We start from the raw sequence: 19,899 nt of genomic DNA, 5'->3' as shown, positions 1-19,899 counted from the left end.
AGGTCTGTCCGCCGGTGAGGCGCTTAGGTTACCCTTGCTGGAACAGCCCCATGTCCGACGGAGAAGATGGAGTGCCGCCCGCCTGTCCGGCGGCATCCGCGAAGGAGAGGACATCGTGTCTGCAGTGAACAGTTTCGGGGCGAAGGACACGCTCCACGTCGGTGACAAGTCCTATGAGATCTTCCGGCTCGACACCGTGCCGGGTCATGAGAAGCTGCCGTTCAGCCTCAAGGTGCTGCTCGAGAACCTCTTGCGCACCGAAGACGGCAAGAACGTCACCAAGGAGCAGATCGAAGCTCTCGGGTCGTGGGTGCCGACGGCCGAGCCCGACACCGAGATCCAGTTCACGCCCGCACGTGTCGTCATGCAGGACTTCACCGGCGTTCCCTGCATCGTCGACCTCGCCACCATGCGCGAGGCGGTCGTCGCCCTTGGCGGAGACCCCAACAAGATCAACCCGCTCGCGCCCGCCGAGATGGTCATCGACCACTCCGTGATCGCCGACCTCTTCGGCACCGAGAACGCACTCGAGCGGAACGTCGAGATCGAGTACGAGCGCAACGGTGAGCGCTACCAGTTCCTTCGCTGGGGCCAGACCGCGTTCGACGACTTCAAGGTCGTGCCGCCGGGCACCGGCATCGTGCACCAGGTCAATATCGAGCACCTCGCGAAGGTCACCTTCACCCGCACCGTCGACGGGGCGCTGCGTGCGTACCCCGACACCTGCGTCGGCACCGACTCGCACACCACGATGGTCAACGGCCTCGGCGTGCTCGGCTGGGGCGTCGGCGGCATCGAGGCCGAGGCGGCAATGCTCGGCCAGCCCGTCTCCATGCTCATCCCGAAGGTCGTCGGCTTCAAGCTCTCCGGTGCGATCCCCACTGGCGTCACGGCGACCGACGTCGTGCTCACGATCACCGACATGCTCCGCAAGCAGGGCGTCGTCGGCAAGTTCGTCGAGTTCTACGGTTCGGGCGTGGCATCCGTGCCGCTCGCCAACCGCGCCACCATCGGCAACATGAGCCCCGAGTTCGGTTCGACCGCCGCGATGTTCCCGATCGACGACGTCACCCTCGACTACCTTCGGCTCACCGGCCGCAGCGACGAGCAGATCGCGCTCGTCGAGGCGTACTCCAAGGTGCAGAAGCTCTGGCACGATGCCGACACCGAGCCCGTGTTCAGCGAGTACATGGAGCTCGACCTCGGCACCGTGGTGCCCTCGATCGCCGGCCCGAAGCGGCCCCAGGACCGCATCGAGCTCTCGGCTTCGAAGAGCGCGTTCGAGAAGGACCTGCTGAACTACGCGACCGTCGACCACGACCTCGTCGACCTCGAGGGCGCTGAGTCGTTCCCGGCATCCGACCCGCCCGGCAACACGCCCGAAGACGAGCACAGCCAGCACGAGCACCACCACCGCAGCCACGCGCCGGCGACCGCGTCGAACCCGACATCGGTCCGCCTCGAAGACGGTCGGCAGTTCACGCTCGACCACGGTGCCGTCGCGATCGCGGCGATCACCTCGTGCACGAACACCTCCAACCCCTCGGTCATGCTCGCGGCGGGGCTTCTCGCCCGCAACGCGGCGAAGAAGGGCCTGAAGGCCAAGCCATGGGTGAAGACGACCCTCGCGCCGGGCTCCAAGGTCGTCACCGACTACTACGAGAAGGCCGGTCTGACCAGCTACCTCGAAGAGCTCGGCTTCTACACCGTCGGCTATGGCTGCACCACCTGCATCGGCAACTCGGGGCCGTTGATCGATGAGATCTCGACCGCGGTCAACGAGAGCGACCTGGCCGTCACCGCCGTGCTCTCGGGCAACCGCAACTTCGAGGGCCGTATCAACCCCGACGTGAAGATGAACTACCTCGCGAGTCCTCCGCTCGTCATCGCCTACGCCCTCGCCGGTTCGATGAACTTCGACTTCGAGATCGACGCGCTCGGCACCGACACCGATGGCAACGACGTCTTTCTGAAGGACATCTGGCCCGACGCCGCAGAGGTGCAGCACACGATCGACACCTCGATCAACACCGACATGTTCACGCACCAGTACGCGAGCGTGTTCGAGGGCGACGAGCGCTGGCGCAGCCTCGAGACACCCACGGGCGCGACCTTCGAATGGGACGCCGAGTCGACATACGTGCGCAAGCCCCCGTACTTCGACGGCATGACGATGGAGACGACGCCGGTCACCGACATCGTCGGAGCGCGCGTGCTCGCGAAGCTCGGCGACTCGGTCACGACCGACCACATCAGCCCCGCCGGTTCGATCAAGGCCGACAGCCCCGCTGGTCACTACCTGACCGAGCACGGCGTCGACCGGAAGGACTTCAACTCCTACGGCTCGCGTCGCGGCAACCACGAGATCATGATCCGTGGCACCTTCGCGAACATCCGCCTGAAGAACCAGCTCCTCGACGGCGTCGAGGGCGGCTACACGCGCGACTTCACGCAAGCCGAGGCACCCCAGTCGTTCATCTACGACGCGAGCCAGAACTACCAGGCGCAGGGCACCCCGCTCGTCATCTTCGGCGGCAAGGAATACGGATCGGGCTCCTCGCGCGACTGGGCGGCCAAGGGCACGAGCCTCCTCGGTGTCAAGGCGGTCATCACCGAGAGCTTCGAGCGCATCCACCGGTCGAACCTGATCGGCATGGGCGTCGTGCCGCTGCAGTTCCCGGCGGGCGAGAGCTGGTCATCGCTCGGGCTCGACGGGACCGAGGTCGTCTCGATCAGCGGCCTCGAACAGCTGAACGAGGGCGTCACACCGAAGACCGTGCACGTCGTCGCGACGCCGAGTGAGCACTCGGCGCCGGGCAAGGCGACGGTCGAGTTCGACGCGGTCGTCCGCATCGACACGCCTGGTGAGGCCGACTACTACCGCAATGGCGGCATCCTGCAGTACGTACTGCGTTCGCTCGTCTGAGCGATCACGCGGGAATCGGGGCGGTCGGCGTTTTCGCCGATCGCCCCGATCTCTGCCCGGGTTCCCAGAGAGCCCGGCGTAGACTCGTTCCGTTCGGCGGCAGCGCCCGCGATTCTCCGGAGGCAAGACGAATGACCCTGCTCGAGACGATTTCGGGACCACGTGATCTCGATGCGCTGAGTCCCGAACAGCTCGACCAGCTCGCGCTCGAGATCCGGGAGTATCTCGTCGAGTCGGTCTCCAAGACCGGCGGGCACCTCGGGCCCAATCTCGGCGTCGTCGAGATGACCATCGCCATCCATCGGGTCTTCGAGTCGCCGCGCGACTCGATCGTGTTCGACACCGGGCACCAGTCGTACGTGCACAAGCTCCTGACCGGCAGACGCGATCTCTCGAGTATCCGCCAGACGGGTGGTCTGGCGGGCTACCCGCAGCGCGCCGAGTCCGAGCACGACATCGTCGAGAGCTCCCATGCCTCGAGTTCGCTGTCGTGGGCCGACGGCATCTCCAAGGCATTCGAGATGACCGGACAGCACGACCGTCACGTCGTCGCGGTCGTCGGCGACGGCGCGCTCACGGGCGGCATGACCTGGGAGGCGCTCAACAACATCTCCGACGACAACACGAGAAAGCTCATCGTCGTCGTCAATGACAATGGCCGCTCCTATGCCCCCACGATCGGAGGCATGGCACGCTTCCTCAACACGGTGCGGACCAAGCAGACGTACCGTTCGCTGCACCTCTCGAGTCGTCAGGCCTTCGACCGGCTCGGCGCGCCCGCTCGTGCGTTCTACCGCGGTGTGCGTGGTGGTCTGCACGGGTTCCTCAGCAGGTTCACGGGCAACGAGGCGTTGTACTCGAACCTCGACATCAAGTACATCGGCCCGATCGACGGGCACGACGAGCATGCCATGGAAGAAGCGCTCCGGCAGGCGAAGGACTACGGCGCGCCCGTCATCGTGCACGCCATCACCGACAAGGGTCGAGGCTACGAACCTGCTCGTCGCGATGCCGCTGACCAGTTCCACGCCGTCGGCCAGATCGACCCAGAGACGGGGGAGTCGCTCGAGACCGCATCGGCGCCATCGTGGACGAGCGTCTTCGCCGATGAGCTGATGCACCTCGCCGAGCGCAACGACCTACTCGTCGGCATCACCGCGGCGATGCTGCGCCCGACCGGGCTGCATCGCATGGCCGAGCGCTTCCCGAGTCGAGTGTTCGACGTCGGCATCGCCGAACAGCACGCGGCGACCTCCGCGGCCGGGCTCGCATTCGGCGGGTTGCACCCGGTCGTGGCCGTCTACGCCACCTTCATCAATCGGGCCTTCGATCAGGTGCTGATGGATGTCGCCCTGCACAAGGCCGGCGTCACCTTCGTGCTCGACCGAGCCGGTGTCACCGGACCCGACGGGCCCAGCCATCACGGGGTGTGGGACCTCTCCATTCTGCAGGTGGTGCCCGGCATCCGCATCGCGGCACCGCGCGACTCGGTGCGCTTGGTCGAGGAACTCGGCGAGGCCGTACTCGTCGACGACGGTCCCACGGTCATCCGATTCCCGAAGGGCACCGTCGGCACCGACTTCGATGCGCTGCGGCGCACCGACGACGGGGTCGATGTGCTCGCCGAGTCCGATCGCAAGGACGTGCTCATCATCACGGTCGGGCCGATGGCCGATACCGGGTTGCAGGTCGCCGAGCGGCTCGAGGCGCAGGGGATCGGTGCCACGGTCGTCGACCCGCGCTGGGTCGTGCCGGTTCCGCGCAGCCTCGTCGATCTCGCCGCAGAGCACCGCATCGTCGTCAGCATCGAAGACGGTATCCGCGTCGGCGGCATCGGTACGCGCATCCGGCAGGACTTGCGCGAAGCGGGTGTCGACACGGCAGTGACCGAGCTCGGTCTGCCCGACGAATTCCTCGAGCACGGATCTCGCGCCGACATTCTCGAACGGGTCGGCTTGACCCCCCAGCACATCGCCCGCGACGTCACGGCGATGGTGCTCGGTTCGAAGCTGCCGCATGCACGCGCGGTCTCCGCGGATACCGGTTCGAACTCGATCGTCTCGTCGGATCGCTGAGTGACCTCTCTCCGCGTCGCCCCGCTCGCGTCGCGATCCGCTTCCGCGGTCAGTGGGCGTGCGTGCGGTCGAGCAGGAGGTCTGCTGCCCGGATGAGAACCTCGGCGCGCGATCGCCCGTCGTGATCGGCGGCGAGGAACTGCTCGCCGATGGCCAGGCAGAACGCGAGCAGGCTCCGTGCCTCGATTTCGTCGGGGTCGGTGCAGAATGTGCCGATCATCTCCCGGAGCAGGTCCATGCGTCGGTTGTCCACCCGTCGTAGACGCTTCGCTACATCCGCATCGCGGCGGCCCCAGTCGCGGATCGCGAGGTCGATGGGCAGCAGGCGGTCGTTCGAGAACGTGAGTTCGCCTGCCCGCTGAATCCTGCTCTTCGGGTCGCCGCCCTCGCGCTCGACCCGGTCGATCACCTCATCGGTGCTCTCCCGCTCCCAGGAGTCGAGCATCGCCTCGAGCAACGCATCACGGTCGGCGAAGTATCCGTAGAAACCACCTTTGGTGACCCCGAGGTTCTTGGCCAGCGCCTCCACGCGCACGGCATCCGCGCCGCCGGCCGCCAACACGCGCAACCCTTCCTCGACCCAGTCCTCACGCGGTGTGCGAAGTGCGCCCACGATCGTCCACCTCGCTTCCCACTCTCGGATATACGCCATCGTACAATGGTGTTACCCTCTCGTTGTACGCATGCGTATAACGAGAGAGAAGGTGACACGGTCATGAGGCTGCCTGCTTCCGCCCACACCCTGCGGCCATGGCGGATCCACGAGTTCGCCGGCGACTTCCGAGTGGCGGACGTGTGGGCCTTCCGCACGCCCGGTGCCGGTTCAGGTGACTTCGACAGGATGCTCGCAGCGATCGAGGCATCCGACGGACCCGCAGGGTCTTCCGTGCCGGTCCGATTCCTCTTCGCGTTGCGATGGAAGCTCGGCGCGATCTTCGGACTGGACACGCCGGCGGCCGGCCTCGGCTCCCGCGTGCAGTCTCTGCGAGATCGCTTGCCCGACGAACTCCGCGCGGCGGCAGGGGTGCCGACGATCGACCTCAGGCCGTTCGCCACGGTGTACGAACTCGAGCACGAGTGCGCACAGGAGATGGCGAACACGACGGCGCATACGATCATGCACCTCGGCTGGGTGCCGGGCCCGGGCGGCGAATACGAGCTGCGCATGGCAGCGCTCGTGAAGCCGAACGGACTCCTCGGGCGGCTCTACCTGGCGGCGATCGCACCGTTCCGTCACCTCATCGTCTACCCGGCGCTCACCCGGCAGTGGGAACGTGCGTGGCAGCGTTCCCGATCGACCGAGCGGAGAAGCGGTCCGGCCGTAGTTCGGGGTCGTGTCGGCATGCCCGAGGTTCCCGAGCCCGATCGCGCTGCGAGCTCACTGCCCGACGCCGACTACGCGGACGCGTTCACCATGGCCACCGACGTGGTCGCGACTCCCGAACAGTGGGCCAGGGCGATGTTCGGCGATATCCCGACGCTCACTGAGCGCCTGATCTGGCGCGGCCTGCTCGGCATTCGACTGAGCCGGGGACGATCGCCGCACACCGTCGCCGGATGGCGGATCGCCGAGCACGGTGAGGACTGGGTGCGGCTGGAGGGCGGCTCGTGGTTCTTGCGTGCCGATCTCGTCGTACGGGCAACCGAGGGCCGGATCTCGCTCGCCACGTTCGTGCAGTATGAGCGGGCGCTCGGGCGGGTCATCTGGCCGCCGCTCTCCGCCGTTCATCGCCGACTGGCACCCGGGCTCCTCGGTGAGGCCGCCGAGATCCGGGAGCCACGCCGGGTGTACTCACCGTAGGGGCGAGTCGCCGAGGGGCGAGTCGCCGAGGGGGCGCCGTCCGCGCTGCGGACGGCGCCCCCTCGGGTTGCGTTGCTTCGAGAGGCTGCGCCTACGCGCCCACGCCCTTCACGGTCGGGTGGTGGAACGTGTCGCCGAAAACCCGCTCCGATGCGCCGACTCGGTCGAGGTACGGAGTCAAGCCGCCCATCTGGAATGGGAAGCCGGCGCCGAGCAACATGCACAGGTCGATGTCTTCAGCGGCCGCGACGACGCCGTCCTCGAGCATGAGATGCACCTCCTGGGCGAGGCCGTCCTGCAACGCCGTGAGGATCTCGTCGGTCGACCGGGCGGTCTTGCCGCCGGCGACGATCTTCAGTGCGCCCTTGTCGAAGCCCTTGACCCTGCCCTTGTCGTCTTTCTCGAGCAGGGTGCCGTACTCGGCGAGCTTGTGCAGGTTCTCGCTGCGGTAGAACCGCTCGGGGAACGCGGCGTGGTGCGTGTCGAGCACATGCGCCCCGACCTTGAGACCCACGAGATCGAGCAGCGCCGAGGGTGCCATCGGTAGACCGAGCGGCGCGATCGCCTCGTCGACGGTCTGGAAGGAGGTTCCCTCGTCGACAGCGCGCATCGCCTCGCCGAGCAGCACCGCGAGCAGGCGGTTGACCACGAACCCCGGGGTATCGGCGGTGATGACCGCGTTCTTGCGGAGGTTCTTGGCGGCGACCATCGCCGTCGAGAGCGTCGCCTCGTCGGTGTGCGGCGTCTTCACGACCTCGATCAGCGGCATGACCGCGACAGGGGTGAAGAAGTGGAACCCGACGAGCCGTTCGGGGTGTGCGAGTTTCGCGCCGATCTGCTCGACTGAGAGCGATGACGTGTTCGTGGCGAGCACCGCTTCGGGGGAGATGAACTGCTCCACTTCGACGAAGACGTTCTGCTTGATCTCGAGCTCTTCGAAGACGGCCTCGATGACCCAGTCGCAGTCGGCGAAGTCCGACTTGTCGGTGGTGCCGGTCACGAGTGCCTTCAGGCGGTTCGATTCGTCGCGGGAGATGCGGCCCTTCTCGAGCAGCTTGTCGATCTCCTCGGCGATGTAGGCCACGCCCTTGTCGACACGAGCCTGATCGATGTCGGTGATCACGACGGGCACGCGCAGACGACGCACGAAGAGCAGGGCGAGCTGGCTCGCCATGTATCCGGCGCCGAGCACGCCGACCTTCGTGACCTTCTTCGCGAGGGCCTTGTCAGGTGAGCCCGCGGGGCGCTTCGCACGCTTCTGCACGAGATTGAAGGCGTAGATGGATGCCTGGAGCTGGTCGCCGACGATGAGCTCGGAGAGCACCTCGTCTTCGCGTTCGAACCCCTCGGCCTTCGTGCCGCTCTTCGCTGCCTTGAGCAGGTCGAGCGCGGCGTACGGCGACCGCGGTACGGAGCCGATGCGACTCTTCAGCATCTTGGTGGCGATGGCGATCGCGGCGTCCCATTTGACGAGGCGTTCGACCTTGCCGGGTTCGTGGGGGCGCTTCACCTTGATGCGACCGGAGACGACCCCGTCGGCCCATGCGATGGAGTCCTCGAGGAAGCTGACCGAGGCGAACTTGGCATCGGCGATGCCGAGCTCCATCACGTCGTCGGCCTTCATCGTGCGGTTCTGCTTCAGCGGGTTCTCGATGACGACCTTGAGGGCGTTCTCGATGCCGATGAGGTTCGGCAGCAGGTAGGCACCGCCCCATCCCGGGATGAGGCCGAGGAAGACCTCGGGCAGCGCGACGGCCGGCACGGAGGCATCCACTGTGCGGTAGTCGGCGTTCAATGCGATCTCGAGACCGCCACCGAGCGCGAGCCCGTTGATGAACACGAACGACGGCACGCCCAGTTCGGATGCCTTGCCGAGCGCGTAGTGGCCGAGCTGGCCCATCTTGCGGGCGGTCTCACGGTCAGGGATCTCGGCGACCTTCGACAGGTCGGCGCCGGCCGCGAGGATGAACGGCTTGCCGGTGATGCCCACGGCGTGGATCTCGCCGGCGGCGGCGCGGGCCTTCAGGGCATCGAGCGTCGTCGCGTACTCGAGCAGCGACACCGGGCCGAGGGTGCTGGGGCGAGTATGGTCGCGACCGTTGTCGAGGGTGAGGAGTGCGAGCGTCTTGCCGCCGGACAGCGGCACGTCGCGCACGAAGGAGTGCGTGACGACCTCATCGTCCGACAGCGCTGCGAGGGATTCGAAATCGATCTTCGTGTAGTCGGTCATCAGGCCTTCTTCGCCTTCTTGTTGAAGTTCGGGTTCTCCCAGATCATCGTCCCGCCCTGGCCGAGGCCGACGCACATGCTCGTGATGCCGTAGCGCACGTCGGGCCGCTCGGTGAACTGGCTCGCGAGCTGGTTCATGAGGCGTACGCCCGAGGAGGCGAGCGGGTGACCGACGGCGATGGCGCCGCCCCAGGGGTTGACGCGGGGGTCATCGTCGGCGATGCCGTAGTGGTCCATGAACGAGAGCACCTGCACCGCGAATGCCTCGTTCATCTCGAACAGGTCGATGTCGGCGATCGTGAGGCCCGCCTTGCGCAGCGCCTTCTCGGTCGCGGGGATCGGGCCGATGCCCATGATCTCGGGGTCGACACCGGCGAAGGCGAAGCTCACGAGCTTCATCTTCGGAGCGAGGCCGAGTTCCTTCGCTGCGGCGCCGGAGGCGAGGATCGCCGCGGTCGCACCGTCATTCAGGCCCGAGGCATTGCCCGCGGTGATGCGGCCGTGCGGCCGGAACGGCGTCTTCAGGCCCGCGAGTCCCTCGAGCGTCGTCTCGGGACGCATGACCTCGTCGCGCGTCGCGAGGCCCCAGCCCTGCTCGGTGCGGATCGCGACGGGCACGAGATCTTGCTGGATCTTGCCCGCGGCGTAGGCGGCCGCCGTCTTCTGCTGGCTCGCCAGGGCGTAGCGGTCGCTGCGCTCCTTGGTGAGCTGCGGGAACCGGTCGTGGATGCGCTCGGCGGTGGCGCCCATGACGAGTGCATCTTCGCCCACGAGCTTCTCGCTGAGGAATCGCGGGTTCGGGTCGACGCCGGAGCCCATCGGGTGGTGGCCCATGTGCTCGACGCCACCGGCGATTGCGAGGTCGTACATGCCGAAGCCGATCGAGCCCGACATCATGGCGGCCGCCGTCATCGCTCCCGCGCACATGCGGTCGATCGAGAAGCCCGGGACGGTCTTGGGAAGACCCGCGAGAATGGCCGCTGTGCGGCCGAGCGTCAGCCCCTGGTCGCCGGTCTGGGTCGTCGCTGCGATCGCGACATCGTCGATGCGGTCTTTCGGAATGTTCGGGTTGCGTTCGAGGAGTCCGACGATCGCCTTCACGACGAGGTCGTCGGCTCGGGTGTTCCAGTACATGCCCTTGTCGCCGGCCTTGCCGAACGGGGTGCGGACCCCGTCGACGAACACGACTTCAGCTTGATCAGCCACGCTGCAGCTCACTTTCGATCAGGATGCTTCGATCCTACGAATGCCGCTGCGGAGGTGCTGTATCGCTTGACGGAACCTACGAAGCGTCGGAGGTGGCGTCCTCGAGGGATTGTGCCGCCTCCACAAATGCTTCCGCGATTAACTGTGAGGTTGCCGCAACCTGCCAGTGACGAGCGCCGAGGGCGAGCAGTGCCTCACCGATCGATGCCGGCGTCGTCTCTTTGGGTGGCGTCCAGGCCACCCGACGAAGGTGGTCGGGAGTCAGCAGGTTCTCGACGGGCATGTCGAGCGCTTCGGCGGCCTCTGCGACCGCGACTTTCGCGAGGCGCAGACGGGCATCCGCATCGGGATGTCTCGCCGCCCATGCGCGCGGCGGCGGCGGCGCGTCGCTCGGCACCCGAACGGCCGGCAGCTCGGTCGTCGTCAGCCCGCGCTCGACGGCGCTCCACCAGCGATCGAGCTCGGTGCGACTCGCGCGGCCGTTGAACTCGCGCAGGTCGGCGAGGGCTCGACGGGTCGACGGCAACGATCGGGCGACGGCGAGCAGCGAGGCATCCGGTACCAGGCGCCCGGGCGCCACGTCGAGCTCCGTCGCGAGCGCGTCGCGTGAGAGCCAGAGCTCGCGGGCGACGGCGAGGTTGCGCGGGCTCCGCATGGCGTGAATGCCGGAGAGGCGACGCCACGGCTCTGCAGCCGGCGGCTTGGCGGCTCGATGCAGTACGGCGTCGAACTCCTCCTCGGCGAGCTCGGCCTTGCCGGTCTCGACGAGCTTGACGCCGAGCTTCTCTCGCACGTCGACGAGGAGCTCGACGTCGAGCGCAGCGTACTTCAGCCACGACTGCGGCAATGGCCGCGTCGACCAATCGGATGCGGAGTGCTCTTTGGCGAGCTTGATGTCGAGCAGCTCCTCGACGACGGACGCCAGGCCGACACGTGGCAGGCCGAGCAGTCGAGCCGCGAGCTCGGTGTCGAAGATGCGGTCGGGATCCAGCCCGACCTCGCGGAGGCAGGCGAGGTCTTGGCTGGCGGCGTGGAGCACCCACTCCTCGGCGTGGATGCCGGCCTGGAGTTCGGAGAAGTCGGGAATCTGCGGCGGGTCGAAGAGAAAGGTCCCGGAGCCACGCCGGTACATCTGGATCAGGTATGCCCGCTGCGAGTAGCGGAATCCGCTCGCTCGTTCCGCGTCGACGGCGATCGGGCCCGTTCCATCGAGTAGCCGCCGCACCGCCTCGTCGAAGGCGGCGGGGGTTTCGATCACCTGGAATTCATCCACGGTTCGACCTCCGACGTGGCAGGGCGGTCACCCTTTCCGACCGAGGCGGAAGCCCTGCGAGCATGCACAACAATTCTCCCCAGCCTTCCACATGCGGGCCGATCGCCGCGTCGAGCGGGGTCCAGGAGGCGCGCAGCTCGATCTGGGCGCCGTCGCCCTGACGGGCGAGCTCCCCGAATCCGGTGGAGAGGATCTTCGTCGCGGTGCCGGACGCGGCGATGTAACGCGCGCCTCGGGCGTCGAGCGCGTCGACGAGCCACGACCATGCGACGTCTGCGAGGAACGGGTCGAGGCCGATGTCGGTCTCGAGCGGTGCCTGGGCGAAGCAGACGACCCGGAAGCTGCCGCCCCATGCCTCGGGTTCGCTGGCATCGTGCAGCAGCACGAATCGACCGGTGCCGAGCTCGGAATCGTCGTGGCGGCTCGGAGTGACATCCGCCGAGAGGGCGACGGCGTTCGGTGCGAGCGATCCCGGTGCCGGAATCTCGGAGATGCGCAGTTCCGCTCTGGGAACGGCTGCACGCAACGAGTCGAGGGCAGCCGCGAACTCTGCGGGGAGCGGAGGCGCTGAGTCGGGCACGAGTGCAGACTAGAGTCTCGACTACGGGGGACGTCGGCGGCACGCCGCAGCACTCCGAACGGTGACTCTTCGGGAGGAACGAATGGGGCGAACGCGCGCGGCCGGTGCGGCCATCGGGATCGCGGCTGCTGCCGTGGGACTCGTGGCGCTGACGATCGGCGCGGTGACGGGCGCCGCAGCGGTGTACTTCGCGCGGAAGGTGGTCACGCCACCCGAGAAGCGCGAGGAGGACGTGCGCATCATCCGCGTCGACCTGGCCGGCGGCGAGATCACGCTCGCGGGCTCCGACGAGACCCGTATGCAGGGCAGGTACGGGATCTGGTTCGACCACGACGCCGGCCATGCACGACTCGGCGGCGTCATCGAAGACACCGGGCGCGAGGTTCGTCGATCGATCGATTCCGTCGACTTCGGGCGGCTCGATCGAGCAACCCGTGGTCGCATGGACGGCTACTACCATCTCGGCCCGTGGGAACTCGATGCACCCTACGAGAACGTGGTGGTCGAGACCGAGCTCGGTCCGGCTCCTGCTTGGCTCATCAGATCGGCGGATGCCTCGGCGCGATGGCTGATCCAGGTGCACGGTCGGGGCGCCAAGCGCCCTGAAGCGCTTCGCGCGGTGCAGCCGGCTCGCGCCGCCGGCTGGAACTCGCTGCTGATCTCCTATCGCAACGACGGCGAAGCGCCGGAGAGCGAGGACCGAAGGTACGGGCTCGGCGGCACCGAGTGGGCCGATGTGGTCGCGGCGACGCGGTTCGCCGTCGAGCACGGCGCCGAGCAGGTCGTGCTCATGGGCTGGTCGATGGGCGGGGCGATCGCGCTGCAGGCCGTGCTGCGCTCCGCTGAGGTGCGAGAGCGTCTCGTCGGGGTCATGCTCGACTCCCCGGCGATCGACTGGGCCGACATCCTCCGCTTCCAAGGGCGACTGAACCGGATGCCGTCGGAGCTCGGCGACCTCGTCGTGCAGGTGCTCGGCGGGCCGTTCGGCGCCGGTCTCACCGGGATCGCCGCTCCGATCGACGTCGAGCAGCTCGACCCCGTCGCCCGCGCTGATGAGTTCGACGTGCCGATGCTGCTGATGCACAGCGTCGACGACGGCTTCGTGCCGATCGACGGATCGCGCCGGTTCGCGGCGGCACGGCCCGACCTGATCGAGTTCGAGGAGTTCGAAGGGGCTCGGCACACGAAGCTCTGGAATCACGATCCCGAACGATGGGTCGGGCTCGTGCGCGACTGGCTGGCGCGCCACGCCGACGGGGTCGCCCGCCGCGACGATGAGGCGCAGATCGCCGGTTGAGTCGGGCCGGACCGGGCGCCGATCGACGGCTCAGGCGGCGAGTCGCTCGCGCAGCTGTCGTTTGATGCGGGCGAGCATGCCGGTCATGCCGCGGACGCGGAGCGGTGAGACCGCCTCGGCGAGTCCGAGCGACTGAGGATAGTCGGCCGGCACGTCGAGCACCTCCTGCGGGCTGAGCCCGTCGAGCCCCTGCGCGAGGATCGAGGCGAAGCCGCGCGTCGTCGGTGATTCGGCTGGAGCGGTGGCGTAGAGGTGCACGCGACCGTCGTCGACCTCGACGAAGATGAACACGGGCGACTGGCATTCCTCGACCCGCTCGAAGAGATCGGGATGGTCTGCATACCGCTCGGGCAACTCGGGCAGTTCGTTCGAGAACTCGAGCAGCAACTGCAGGCGGTCGCGCACACCGAGCGCCAGGAAGTCATCGCGGGTCTCGGTGAGTCGTGCGGGCAGGGTCGTCGCGTCCATCGGCTTCATTCTCCCATGACCAGCGCGGCCCACCCGTCGTTCCGCTCAGTGGCGGGGGAGTTCTCCGCGTTCGACGCCGGTCACGATCGGCACTCGCACGGCGCTGCCCCATTCGGTCCACGATCCGTCGTAGTTGCGAACCTTCTCGAAACCGAGCAGATGGTTCAGCACGAACCAGGTGTGGCTCGACCGCTCTCCGATGCGGCAGTAGGCGACGATGTCGTCGCCGTCTTGGAGTCCGACTTCCCCGCGGTAGATGGCGTCGAGCTCTTCGCGGGTCTTGAACGTGCCGTCGGCAGCCGCGGCGCGCGCCCACGGCACGGACGCAGCAGTGGGGATGTGACCGGCGCGCAGGGCACCCTCTTCGGGGTAGGCCGGCGCCGTCGTGCGTTCGCCGCTGTACTCCTCGGGCGATCGCACGTCGATGAGCGGATTGCCGAGATGCGCGAGCACGTCGTCCTTGTACGCGCGCACCGCTCGGTCGTCGCGCTCGATGACGGGATAGTCGACCGGCGTCACCTCGGGGGCATCCGTCGTGAACTCACGACCTTCGGCGATCCAGAGGTCGCGGCCGCCGTCGAGGAGACGCACGTCGCGGTGACCGAACAGGGTGAACACCCAGAGGGCGTATGCGGCCCACCAGTTGTTCTTGTCGCCGTAGATCACGACGGTGGTGTCTCGGGCGATACCCTTCGAACCGAGCAGCGCGGCGAACTGCTCGCCGCCGATGTAGTCGCGCACCACTGGATCGTTGAGGTCGGTGTGCCAGTCGATCTTCACGGCGCCGGGAATGTGCCCGGTCTCGTACAGCAGCACATCTTCATCGGACTCGACGACGACGAGCCCGGGTTCACCCAGGTGTTCGGCGAGCCATCCGGTCGTGACGAGACGCTCGGGATGCGCGTACTCGGCGAGCTTCGTTGCTGAGTCGAACTCGGCGGACATGAGTACCTCCAGGGATCGCCCGGTCGGGCGGGGTGATTCGAGGGATCGGACTAGGCTGATCACCTGTCCACCCACGAATCTACGCGGCGCGACGGGCGAAGTCTGTACGCCGGTCATCCGATGCAATACGGGAGCTCCTCCAGCATGACCACGGCATCGAGCCACGCCCTCGTTCGTCTCGTCGAACGGAACCCGTCGATCTCGGGTGCCGAGATCGCATCGGAGCTCTCGCCGCCGCCGCAGTTCGAGCACGCGTCGTTCGAGTCGTATCGGCCCGATCCCGACTTCCCGTCGCAGCAGGCGGCGCTCGAACGGCTGAAGGAGTTCGCAGGTGCCTGGCGTGCCGCGCAACGCCCCGGCGGGTTCTTCTCCCGCAAGCGCCCTGCGCGCATCGAGCTGCCGGGTGTCTACCTCGACGGCGGCTTCGGCGTGGGCAAGACGCACCTGTTGGCCGCTCTCTGGCACGTGGCGCACGGTCCGAAGTACTTCGGCACCTTCATCGAGTACACGGCGCTCGTCGGCGCGCTCGGCTACCAGCCGGCCGTCGAGCTGCTGCGGGGCGCGAAGCTCGTCTGCATCGATGAGTTCGAACTCGACGATCCGGGTGACACGATGCTCATGACGCGCTTCCTCGGCGAGCTCATGGCGGGGGGCACCCGCGTCGCCGCGACCTCGAACACGCCGCCGAACGCGCTCGGCGAGGGCCGGTTCGCGGCGAGCGACTTCCTCCGTGAGATCCACGCCCTCTCGTCGAACTTCGAGACGCTGCGCATCGATGGGCTCGACTACCGCCGCCGCGACACCGAGGGTCACGCCGAGTCGCTCGCGGGCGACGCCGACGTCTCCCGCACCGCAGCCGCACTTGCCGCTCGCGGCCATCGGGTCTCGCTCGACGGCTTCGACGAGCTCATCGATCATCTCGCGACGGTGCATCCCTCGAAGTACGTGAAGCTCGTCGCCGGCCTCGAGTTCATCGCCCTCGAGCGGGTGCACGAGCTCACCGATCAGAACGCGGCGCTGCGTCTCGTCGCCTTCATCGACCGTGTCTACGACGCCGAGGTGCCGATCATCGCGAGCGGCCTGCCGCTCGACGAGGTCTTCGCCGACGACATGATGTCGGGCGGTTACCGCAAGAAGTACCTGCGTGCGATGTCGCGCATGATCGCACTGACCACGGGCGAGCTGCCGCCGCACGATTGAGGCGGCGATGCGTGGCGATTCCCACGCGTTGCCCCGTTGTACGAAACGTGCTGTTTACCTGGCGGCCGACGACGTAACCAACTCGAAACAACAGACGATCCCTTCGGAAACGTCGCCTCGTGAAACTGGGGCGCACAGGCTTCCCCCTGAAATCCGAGAGAGGTTCGAGATGGATCAAGGCAACACGGCGTTCCTGCTGATCATGGCTGCACTGGTGCTGCTCATGACGCCGGGACTCGCATTCTTCTACGGTGGTCTCGTCAAGGCCAAGAGCGTCATCAGCATGATGATGATGAGTTTCGGCGCCATCGGCCTCATCGGAGTGCTCTGGGTGCTCTACGGCTACGCGATCGCCTTCCCGTCGGCTGATGGCCTCTCGGCACCGTTCGCCATCGATTGGTCGGCGCTCGGACTCACGAGCCTCCTCGAGACTCCCGAAGGCGCCGCGTACCCGCCGCTCGCCTTCGTGGCGTTCCAGGCGACGTTCGCGATCATCACGGTCGCTCTGATCTCGGGTGCGATCGCCGACCGGGCGAAGTTCGGCGCCTGGATGGTGTTCGCCGCCATCTGGGCGACGATCGTCTACTTCCCGGTCGCCAGCTGGGTGTTCAACTTCGGCCTCGCAGATGACGGCAGCTTCGCGTACGGCGGCTGGATCACGTACGGCATGCAGGAGTTCTTCGGGGTCGGCGCACTCGACTTCGCCGGCGGTACGGCGGTGCACATCAACGCCGGTGCGGCTGCACTCGCCCTGGCGCTCGTGCTCGGCAAGCGCGTCGGGTTCTCGAAGGGCGCCCACGTGCCCCACAACCCGCCCTTCGTGCTCCTCGGCGCGGGCCTGCTGTGGTTCGGCTGGTTCGGGTTCAACGCCGGCTCGGAGCTCGCGGCGGACGGCACCGCAGCGCTCGCCTGGATCAACACGCTCGCTGCACCGGCGGCTGCCCTGCTCGCCTGGCTCCTCGTCGAGAAGATCAAGGACGGCAAGCCCACCTCGGTCGGCGCAGCCTCGGGTGCGGTCGCTGGTCTGGTCGCAATCACGCCGGCCTGCGCCTTCCTCACTCCGGGTTGGGCGATCGTGCTCGGCCTCGTCGCCGGTGCCGTCTGCGCGCTGGCGATCGACCTCAAGTTCAAGTTCGGATTCGACGACTCTCTCGACGTGGTGGGCATCCACCTCGTCGGCGGACTCATCGGAACGCTCTTCCTCGGCATCTTCGCGAACGGGACCGGTCTCATCTACAGCGGCGACCCGACGCAGCTCCTCGTTCAGGCGATCGCAGCATTCTCCGTGCTCGTGTTCTCGTTCGTGGTGACGTACGTCATCGGCACCATCATCCAGAAGACGATGGGCTTCCGCGTGACCAACGAAGACGAGATCGCCGGCATCGACACCGTCGTGCACGGTGAGGACGCGTACAAGCTCGAGACCGTCTGATCGATCTGTTCGATCGGGCCTGACGGACCGATCGGGCCGCGAGGGCGGTGGGGTAGTGTGCCGGTGTGTCAGACACCAGCCGCTTCCTCACCGCCCTCAGCCGTGTCGTCGGCGCACTCTTCGGCAGCGGGTCGACCAAGCGGGCGGATGCGCCGGTGCGTCCGCTCGTCTCGACCGAGACGCTCTCACCGGGGCAGGCCGGGCCGTCGGCGACGATCGAGGTGGATCCACGGAAGCTGCGCGGCGTTCGGCTCGGCTATGCGCCCTCGCGCGATGGGGAACCCGACCCCGGCGAGGTCGTGTGGACGTGGGTGCCGTACGAGGAGAACGACGGCCGCGGCAAGGACCGCCCGGTCGTGATCGTCGCAGCATCGGGCGCGGGCGACTACCTCGCCGTTCAGCTGACGAGCAAGGCGCACGACGTCGACCGCGACTTCGTCGCGCTGGGCGATGGAGCGTGGGACGCGGAGGGGCGCGCGAGCTGGGCGCGCATCGACCGGGTCTTCCGGGTGCGTGCGGGCGGCATGCGGCGCGAGGCCGCATCGCTCGACGCGCAACGGTACCGTCTCGTCGCCGCGGCGCTCGACGCGCGCTACGGCTGGCGCTGACCTCGAGACTCGCTGCAGCAGGTCAGGCCCGCGGCGGCCGGTGGAGACCGAATGGCGAGCCCTGATCATCACGGCACAGCCTGAACTCGCCGAAGATCGCGACAGCCGCCGCATCGTCGGCTCCATCGACGGACTCGACGGTGCCGCCGAGCCGCTCGACGGTCGCCACGGCGGCGTCGAGGTCGTCGACCCTGAAGAAGACGTACGGGGCCGCCCCGGGGTCGCCGCCGTGCACGCCGGCCGGCACGCCGGCACCGTCGACGGCGTAGCCGTCGCCGCCCGGCCCCGACTCGAACGACCAGCCGAAGAGCTTTCCGTAGAAGCTGCGTGCGGTCATGGCATCCGCTGCACCGAACTCGATGAACGAAACCTCGCCAGACATGGTTCCCCCTCGCATCGTCGCGTGTTCACAGCACACGGTAGTCGGGGCTCGGAGGCGCCACAACGGGCGAACCGCCGGCGCTCGGAAGGTGCATCCGGAAATGAAGAAAGCCCCCTGTGGAGAGGGGGCTTTCGTGGGCGATGCCGGGCTCGAACCGACGACCTCTTCCGTGTGAAGGAAGCGCGCTACCAGCTGCGCCAATCGCCCATGTGGGTTGGCGGTCGCAATCGGTGACCGCGGACTCGATACTAGCCGACCCGGTGGGGCGAATGCACATCGAGCCGAGGGGTGCCGGTTCGCGTGCCCGAACGAGGGCTCCGCGGCACGTCGACACGCCCGGGAAGTACCCCCCGATTCCGGCCGTGACCGGCGCGAATCCACCCCGCGACCCCGTCAGTTTGTGAATCGTTCAGAGAATCGGTTAGAGTCTCTCTGCACGCAAAAACGCGGGCAATGCGGATGTGGCGCAGTGGTAGCGCATCACCTTGCCAAGGTGAGGGTCGCGAGTTCGAATCTCGTCATCCGCTCTGATCAGGATCGGGCGAAAGCCCGATTCCTGTTCTTTTGGTGGTGAACCCAGACACGGTGGATTGGCCGAGAGGCGAGGCAGCGGCCTGCAAAGCCGTATACACGGGTTCGAATCCCGTATCCACCTCCAAGCTGAGAACTTCCATTCTCGACTTGGGCGATTGGCGCAGCGGTAGCGCGCTTCCCTGACACGGAAGAGGTCACTGGTTCGATCCCAGTATCGCCCACCACATGAAAGCCCCGGCCCCGCCGGGGCTTTCATCGTTTCTCGGCGACCTCGTCGCGGTGGAGCTGCGGCGTGCGCGCGTCATCCCACCTGCTCGAACACGAGCGGGGGATAGGAGATGCGCGTCGAGTACCAGGACCACGCCTCGCCCGCTGTCTGCTCGATGGCGACCCAGCCGCCGTAAGCCGGCAGGTTCTTCAGCGTGATGCTCACGGTCTGCTTGCCGTTCACGCTCCGGGGCCCGCCGCCCACCACGGTTCCGGATGCCGCGTAACCGCTCGCGTTCAGGGTCGCGCGGCCGAATGCCTCGATGGAGAAGGTGCACACGTAGGTGCCGATCCCGGTGACGCCGTACGCGGCCGGCTCGAAGTGGATCGACACCGCGGGGTTGCGCGTGGGCGACTCGCGTCGGTCGAAGCCCGCATAGGGTGTGGCGGCATCGGTCTGCAGGATGGTGGGCCGGATCAGCGTGAGGTTCGTTCGGCCCGTGCCGATGGTGCGCGTGGGGGACAGGAGCTCGATCGGGGCCCAGAAGATCGGACCGACGGCGAGTTCCCCGAGCCGGTACTTCTCGGCCCAGTCCTCGAGGCGGACGTCGGGCTCGAAGTCGGCGAGTTCGATGATGCGCTCATCGAACTCGCTCCGCGAGCCCAGGTCATTCGATGTCTCGTTCATGAGGAAAACTCTAGAACGGTGGTGCGATGAACGCCTCCGGGGCAGCAC

Annotated in this window: 16 protein-coding genes and 4 tRNA genes; 10 read left to right on the top strand and 10 right to left on the bottom strand. The window is 67.4% G+C overall.

The genetic code is table 11. The features are described 5' to 3' along the window. The first annotated feature begins 115 nt into the window (after window positions 1-115). Together acnA and dxs are read left to right on the top strand one after the other, a co-directional pair. Window positions 116-2,926, top strand: coding sequence for an aconitate hydratase AcnA (acnA, locus tag AC6CH0_RS14200; RefSeq protein ID WP_498101944.1), 2,811 nt, complete (start codon window positions 116-118; stop codon window positions 2,924-2,926). A 131-nt stretch (window positions 2,927-3,057) separates the two neighbouring features. After that, complete coding sequence (dxs, locus tag AC6CH0_RS14195; RefSeq protein ID WP_498101943.1) at window positions 3,058-5,001, top strand: 1-deoxy-D-xylulose-5-phosphate synthase; 1,944 nt, start codon at window positions 3,058-3,060, stop codon at window positions 4,999-5,001. A gap of 49 nt (window positions 5,002-5,050) precedes the next feature. Here the strand turns inward: dxs and AC6CH0_RS14190 are convergent, their stop codons facing one another. Continuing rightward, complete coding sequence (locus tag AC6CH0_RS14190) at window positions 5,051-5,653, bottom strand: TetR/AcrR family transcriptional regulator (protein ID WP_498101942.1); 603 nt, start codon at window positions 5,651-5,653, stop codon at window positions 5,051-5,053. Window positions 5,654-5,716: 63 nt separating this feature from the next. On the opposite strand from AC6CH0_RS14190, the gene AC6CH0_RS14185 reads away from it, so the two are divergent. Beyond that, entirely contained in the window at window positions 5,717-6,802 is a 1,086-nt protein-coding gene (locus AC6CH0_RS14185; RefSeq protein WP_498101941.1) for a DUF2867 domain-containing protein, read from the top strand. Window positions 6,803-6,893: 91 nt separating this feature from the next. On the opposite strand, the gene AC6CH0_RS14180 is transcribed toward AC6CH0_RS14185, so the two are convergent. From AC6CH0_RS14180 to AC6CH0_RS14165, 4 genes are all read right to left on the bottom strand, one after another. Continuing rightward, entirely contained in the window at window positions 6,894-9,032 is a 2,139-nt protein-coding gene (locus AC6CH0_RS14180) for a 3-hydroxyacyl-CoA dehydrogenase NAD-binding domain-containing protein (protein WP_498101939.1), read from the bottom strand. Then, entirely contained in the window at window positions 9,032-10,237 is a 1,206-nt protein-coding gene (locus tag AC6CH0_RS14175) for a thiolase family protein (RefSeq protein WP_498101937.1), read from the bottom strand. Before AC6CH0_RS14175 ends, AC6CH0_RS14180 begins: the two co-directional genes overlap by 1 nt. A 76-nt stretch (window positions 10,238-10,313) precedes the next feature. Next, window positions 10,314-11,510 (bottom strand): HRDC domain-containing protein, encoded by a 1,197-nt coding sequence (locus tag AC6CH0_RS14170; RefSeq protein WP_498101935.1) that lies wholly within the window; start codon window positions 11,508-11,510, stop codon window positions 10,314-10,316. Beyond that, the gene (locus AC6CH0_RS14165) at window positions 11,503-12,090 is read right to left on the bottom strand and encodes a DUF3000 domain-containing protein (protein WP_498101933.1); all 588 of its coding nucleotides are present in this window, start codon (window positions 12,088-12,090) and stop codon (window positions 11,503-11,505) included. Before AC6CH0_RS14165 ends, AC6CH0_RS14170 begins: the two co-directional genes overlap by 8 nt. A gap of 82 nt (window positions 12,091-12,172) precedes the next feature. Between AC6CH0_RS14165 and AC6CH0_RS14160 the strand changes: the two genes are divergently transcribed. Further along, the gene (locus tag AC6CH0_RS14160) at window positions 12,173-13,387 is read left to right on the top strand and encodes an alpha/beta hydrolase family protein (protein ID WP_498101931.1); all 1,215 of its coding nucleotides are present in this window, start codon (window positions 12,173-12,175) and stop codon (window positions 13,385-13,387) included. Window positions 13,388-13,417: 30 nt separating this feature from the next. Here the strand turns inward: AC6CH0_RS14160 and AC6CH0_RS14155 are convergent, their stop codons facing one another. Further along, the gene (locus tag AC6CH0_RS14155) at window positions 13,418-13,855 is read right to left on the bottom strand and encodes a SufE family protein (protein WP_498101929.1); all 438 of its coding nucleotides are present in this window, start codon (window positions 13,853-13,855) and stop codon (window positions 13,418-13,420) included. Between the two features lie 45 nt (window positions 13,856-13,900). Next, complete coding sequence (locus tag AC6CH0_RS14150) at window positions 13,901-14,800, bottom strand: sulfurtransferase (RefSeq protein WP_498101927.1); 900 nt, start codon at window positions 14,798-14,800, stop codon at window positions 13,901-13,903. Window positions 14,801-14,944: 144 nt separating this feature from the next. Between AC6CH0_RS14150 and zapE the strand changes: the two genes are divergently transcribed. The 3 genes from zapE (at window position 14,945) to AC6CH0_RS14135 (ending at window position 18,040) form a co-directional block, all read left to right on the top strand. Next, complete coding sequence (gene zapE, locus AC6CH0_RS14145; RefSeq protein ID WP_498101925.1) at window positions 14,945-16,000, top strand: cell division protein ZapE; 1,056 nt, start codon at window positions 14,945-14,947, stop codon at window positions 15,998-16,000. Window positions 16,001-16,169: 169 nt separating this feature from the next. Further along, window positions 16,170-17,432: an ammonium transporter gene (locus AC6CH0_RS14140; RefSeq protein ID WP_498101923.1), complete on the top strand. Its 1,263-nt coding sequence runs from the start codon at window positions 16,170-16,172 to the stop codon at window positions 17,430-17,432. A gap of 65 nt (window positions 17,433-17,497) precedes the next feature. Next, window positions 17,498-18,040: a type II toxin-antitoxin system PemK/MazF family toxin gene (locus tag AC6CH0_RS14135; RefSeq protein ID WP_498101921.1), complete on the top strand. Its 543-nt coding sequence runs from the start codon at window positions 17,498-17,500 to the stop codon at window positions 18,038-18,040. 22 nt (window positions 18,041-18,062) lie between these two features. On the opposite strand, the gene AC6CH0_RS14130 is transcribed toward AC6CH0_RS14135, so the two are convergent. Further along, a complete protein-coding gene (locus AC6CH0_RS14130; protein ID WP_498101919.1) occupies window positions 18,063-18,422 on the bottom strand; it encodes a VOC family protein in 360 nt (119 codons plus the stop codon). A 134-nt stretch (window positions 18,423-18,556) separates the two neighbouring features. After that, window positions 18,557-18,629: transfer RNA gene (locus AC6CH0_RS14125), tRNA-Val, on the bottom strand. 248 nt (window positions 18,630-18,877) lie between these two features. Here AC6CH0_RS14125 and AC6CH0_RS14120 point away from each other — a divergent pair. From AC6CH0_RS14120 to AC6CH0_RS14110, 3 genes are all read left to right on the top strand, one after another. Then, window positions 18,878-18,949, top strand: a tRNA-Gly gene (locus AC6CH0_RS14120). A gap of 57 nt (window positions 18,950-19,006) precedes the next feature. Continuing rightward, window positions 19,007-19,080, top strand: a tRNA-Cys gene (locus AC6CH0_RS14115). A gap of 25 nt (window positions 19,081-19,105) precedes the next feature. Further along, a tRNA-Val gene (locus tag AC6CH0_RS14110) sits at window positions 19,106-19,180 on the top strand. 77 nt (window positions 19,181-19,257) lie between these two features. Here AC6CH0_RS14110 and AC6CH0_RS14105 read toward each other — a convergent pair. Continuing rightward, window positions 19,258-19,851 carry a hypothetical protein gene (locus tag AC6CH0_RS14105; RefSeq protein ID WP_498101917.1) on the bottom strand — a complete coding sequence of 198 codons (594 nt, stop codon included), beginning with the start codon at window positions 19,849-19,851 and terminating at the stop codon, window positions 19,258-19,260. Window positions 19,852-19,899: the final 48 nt, after the last annotated feature.

The organism is Agromyces sp. GQ35 (genome assembly GCF_059758475.1).
This window is presented reverse-complemented; position numbering and strand designations above follow the sequence as displayed.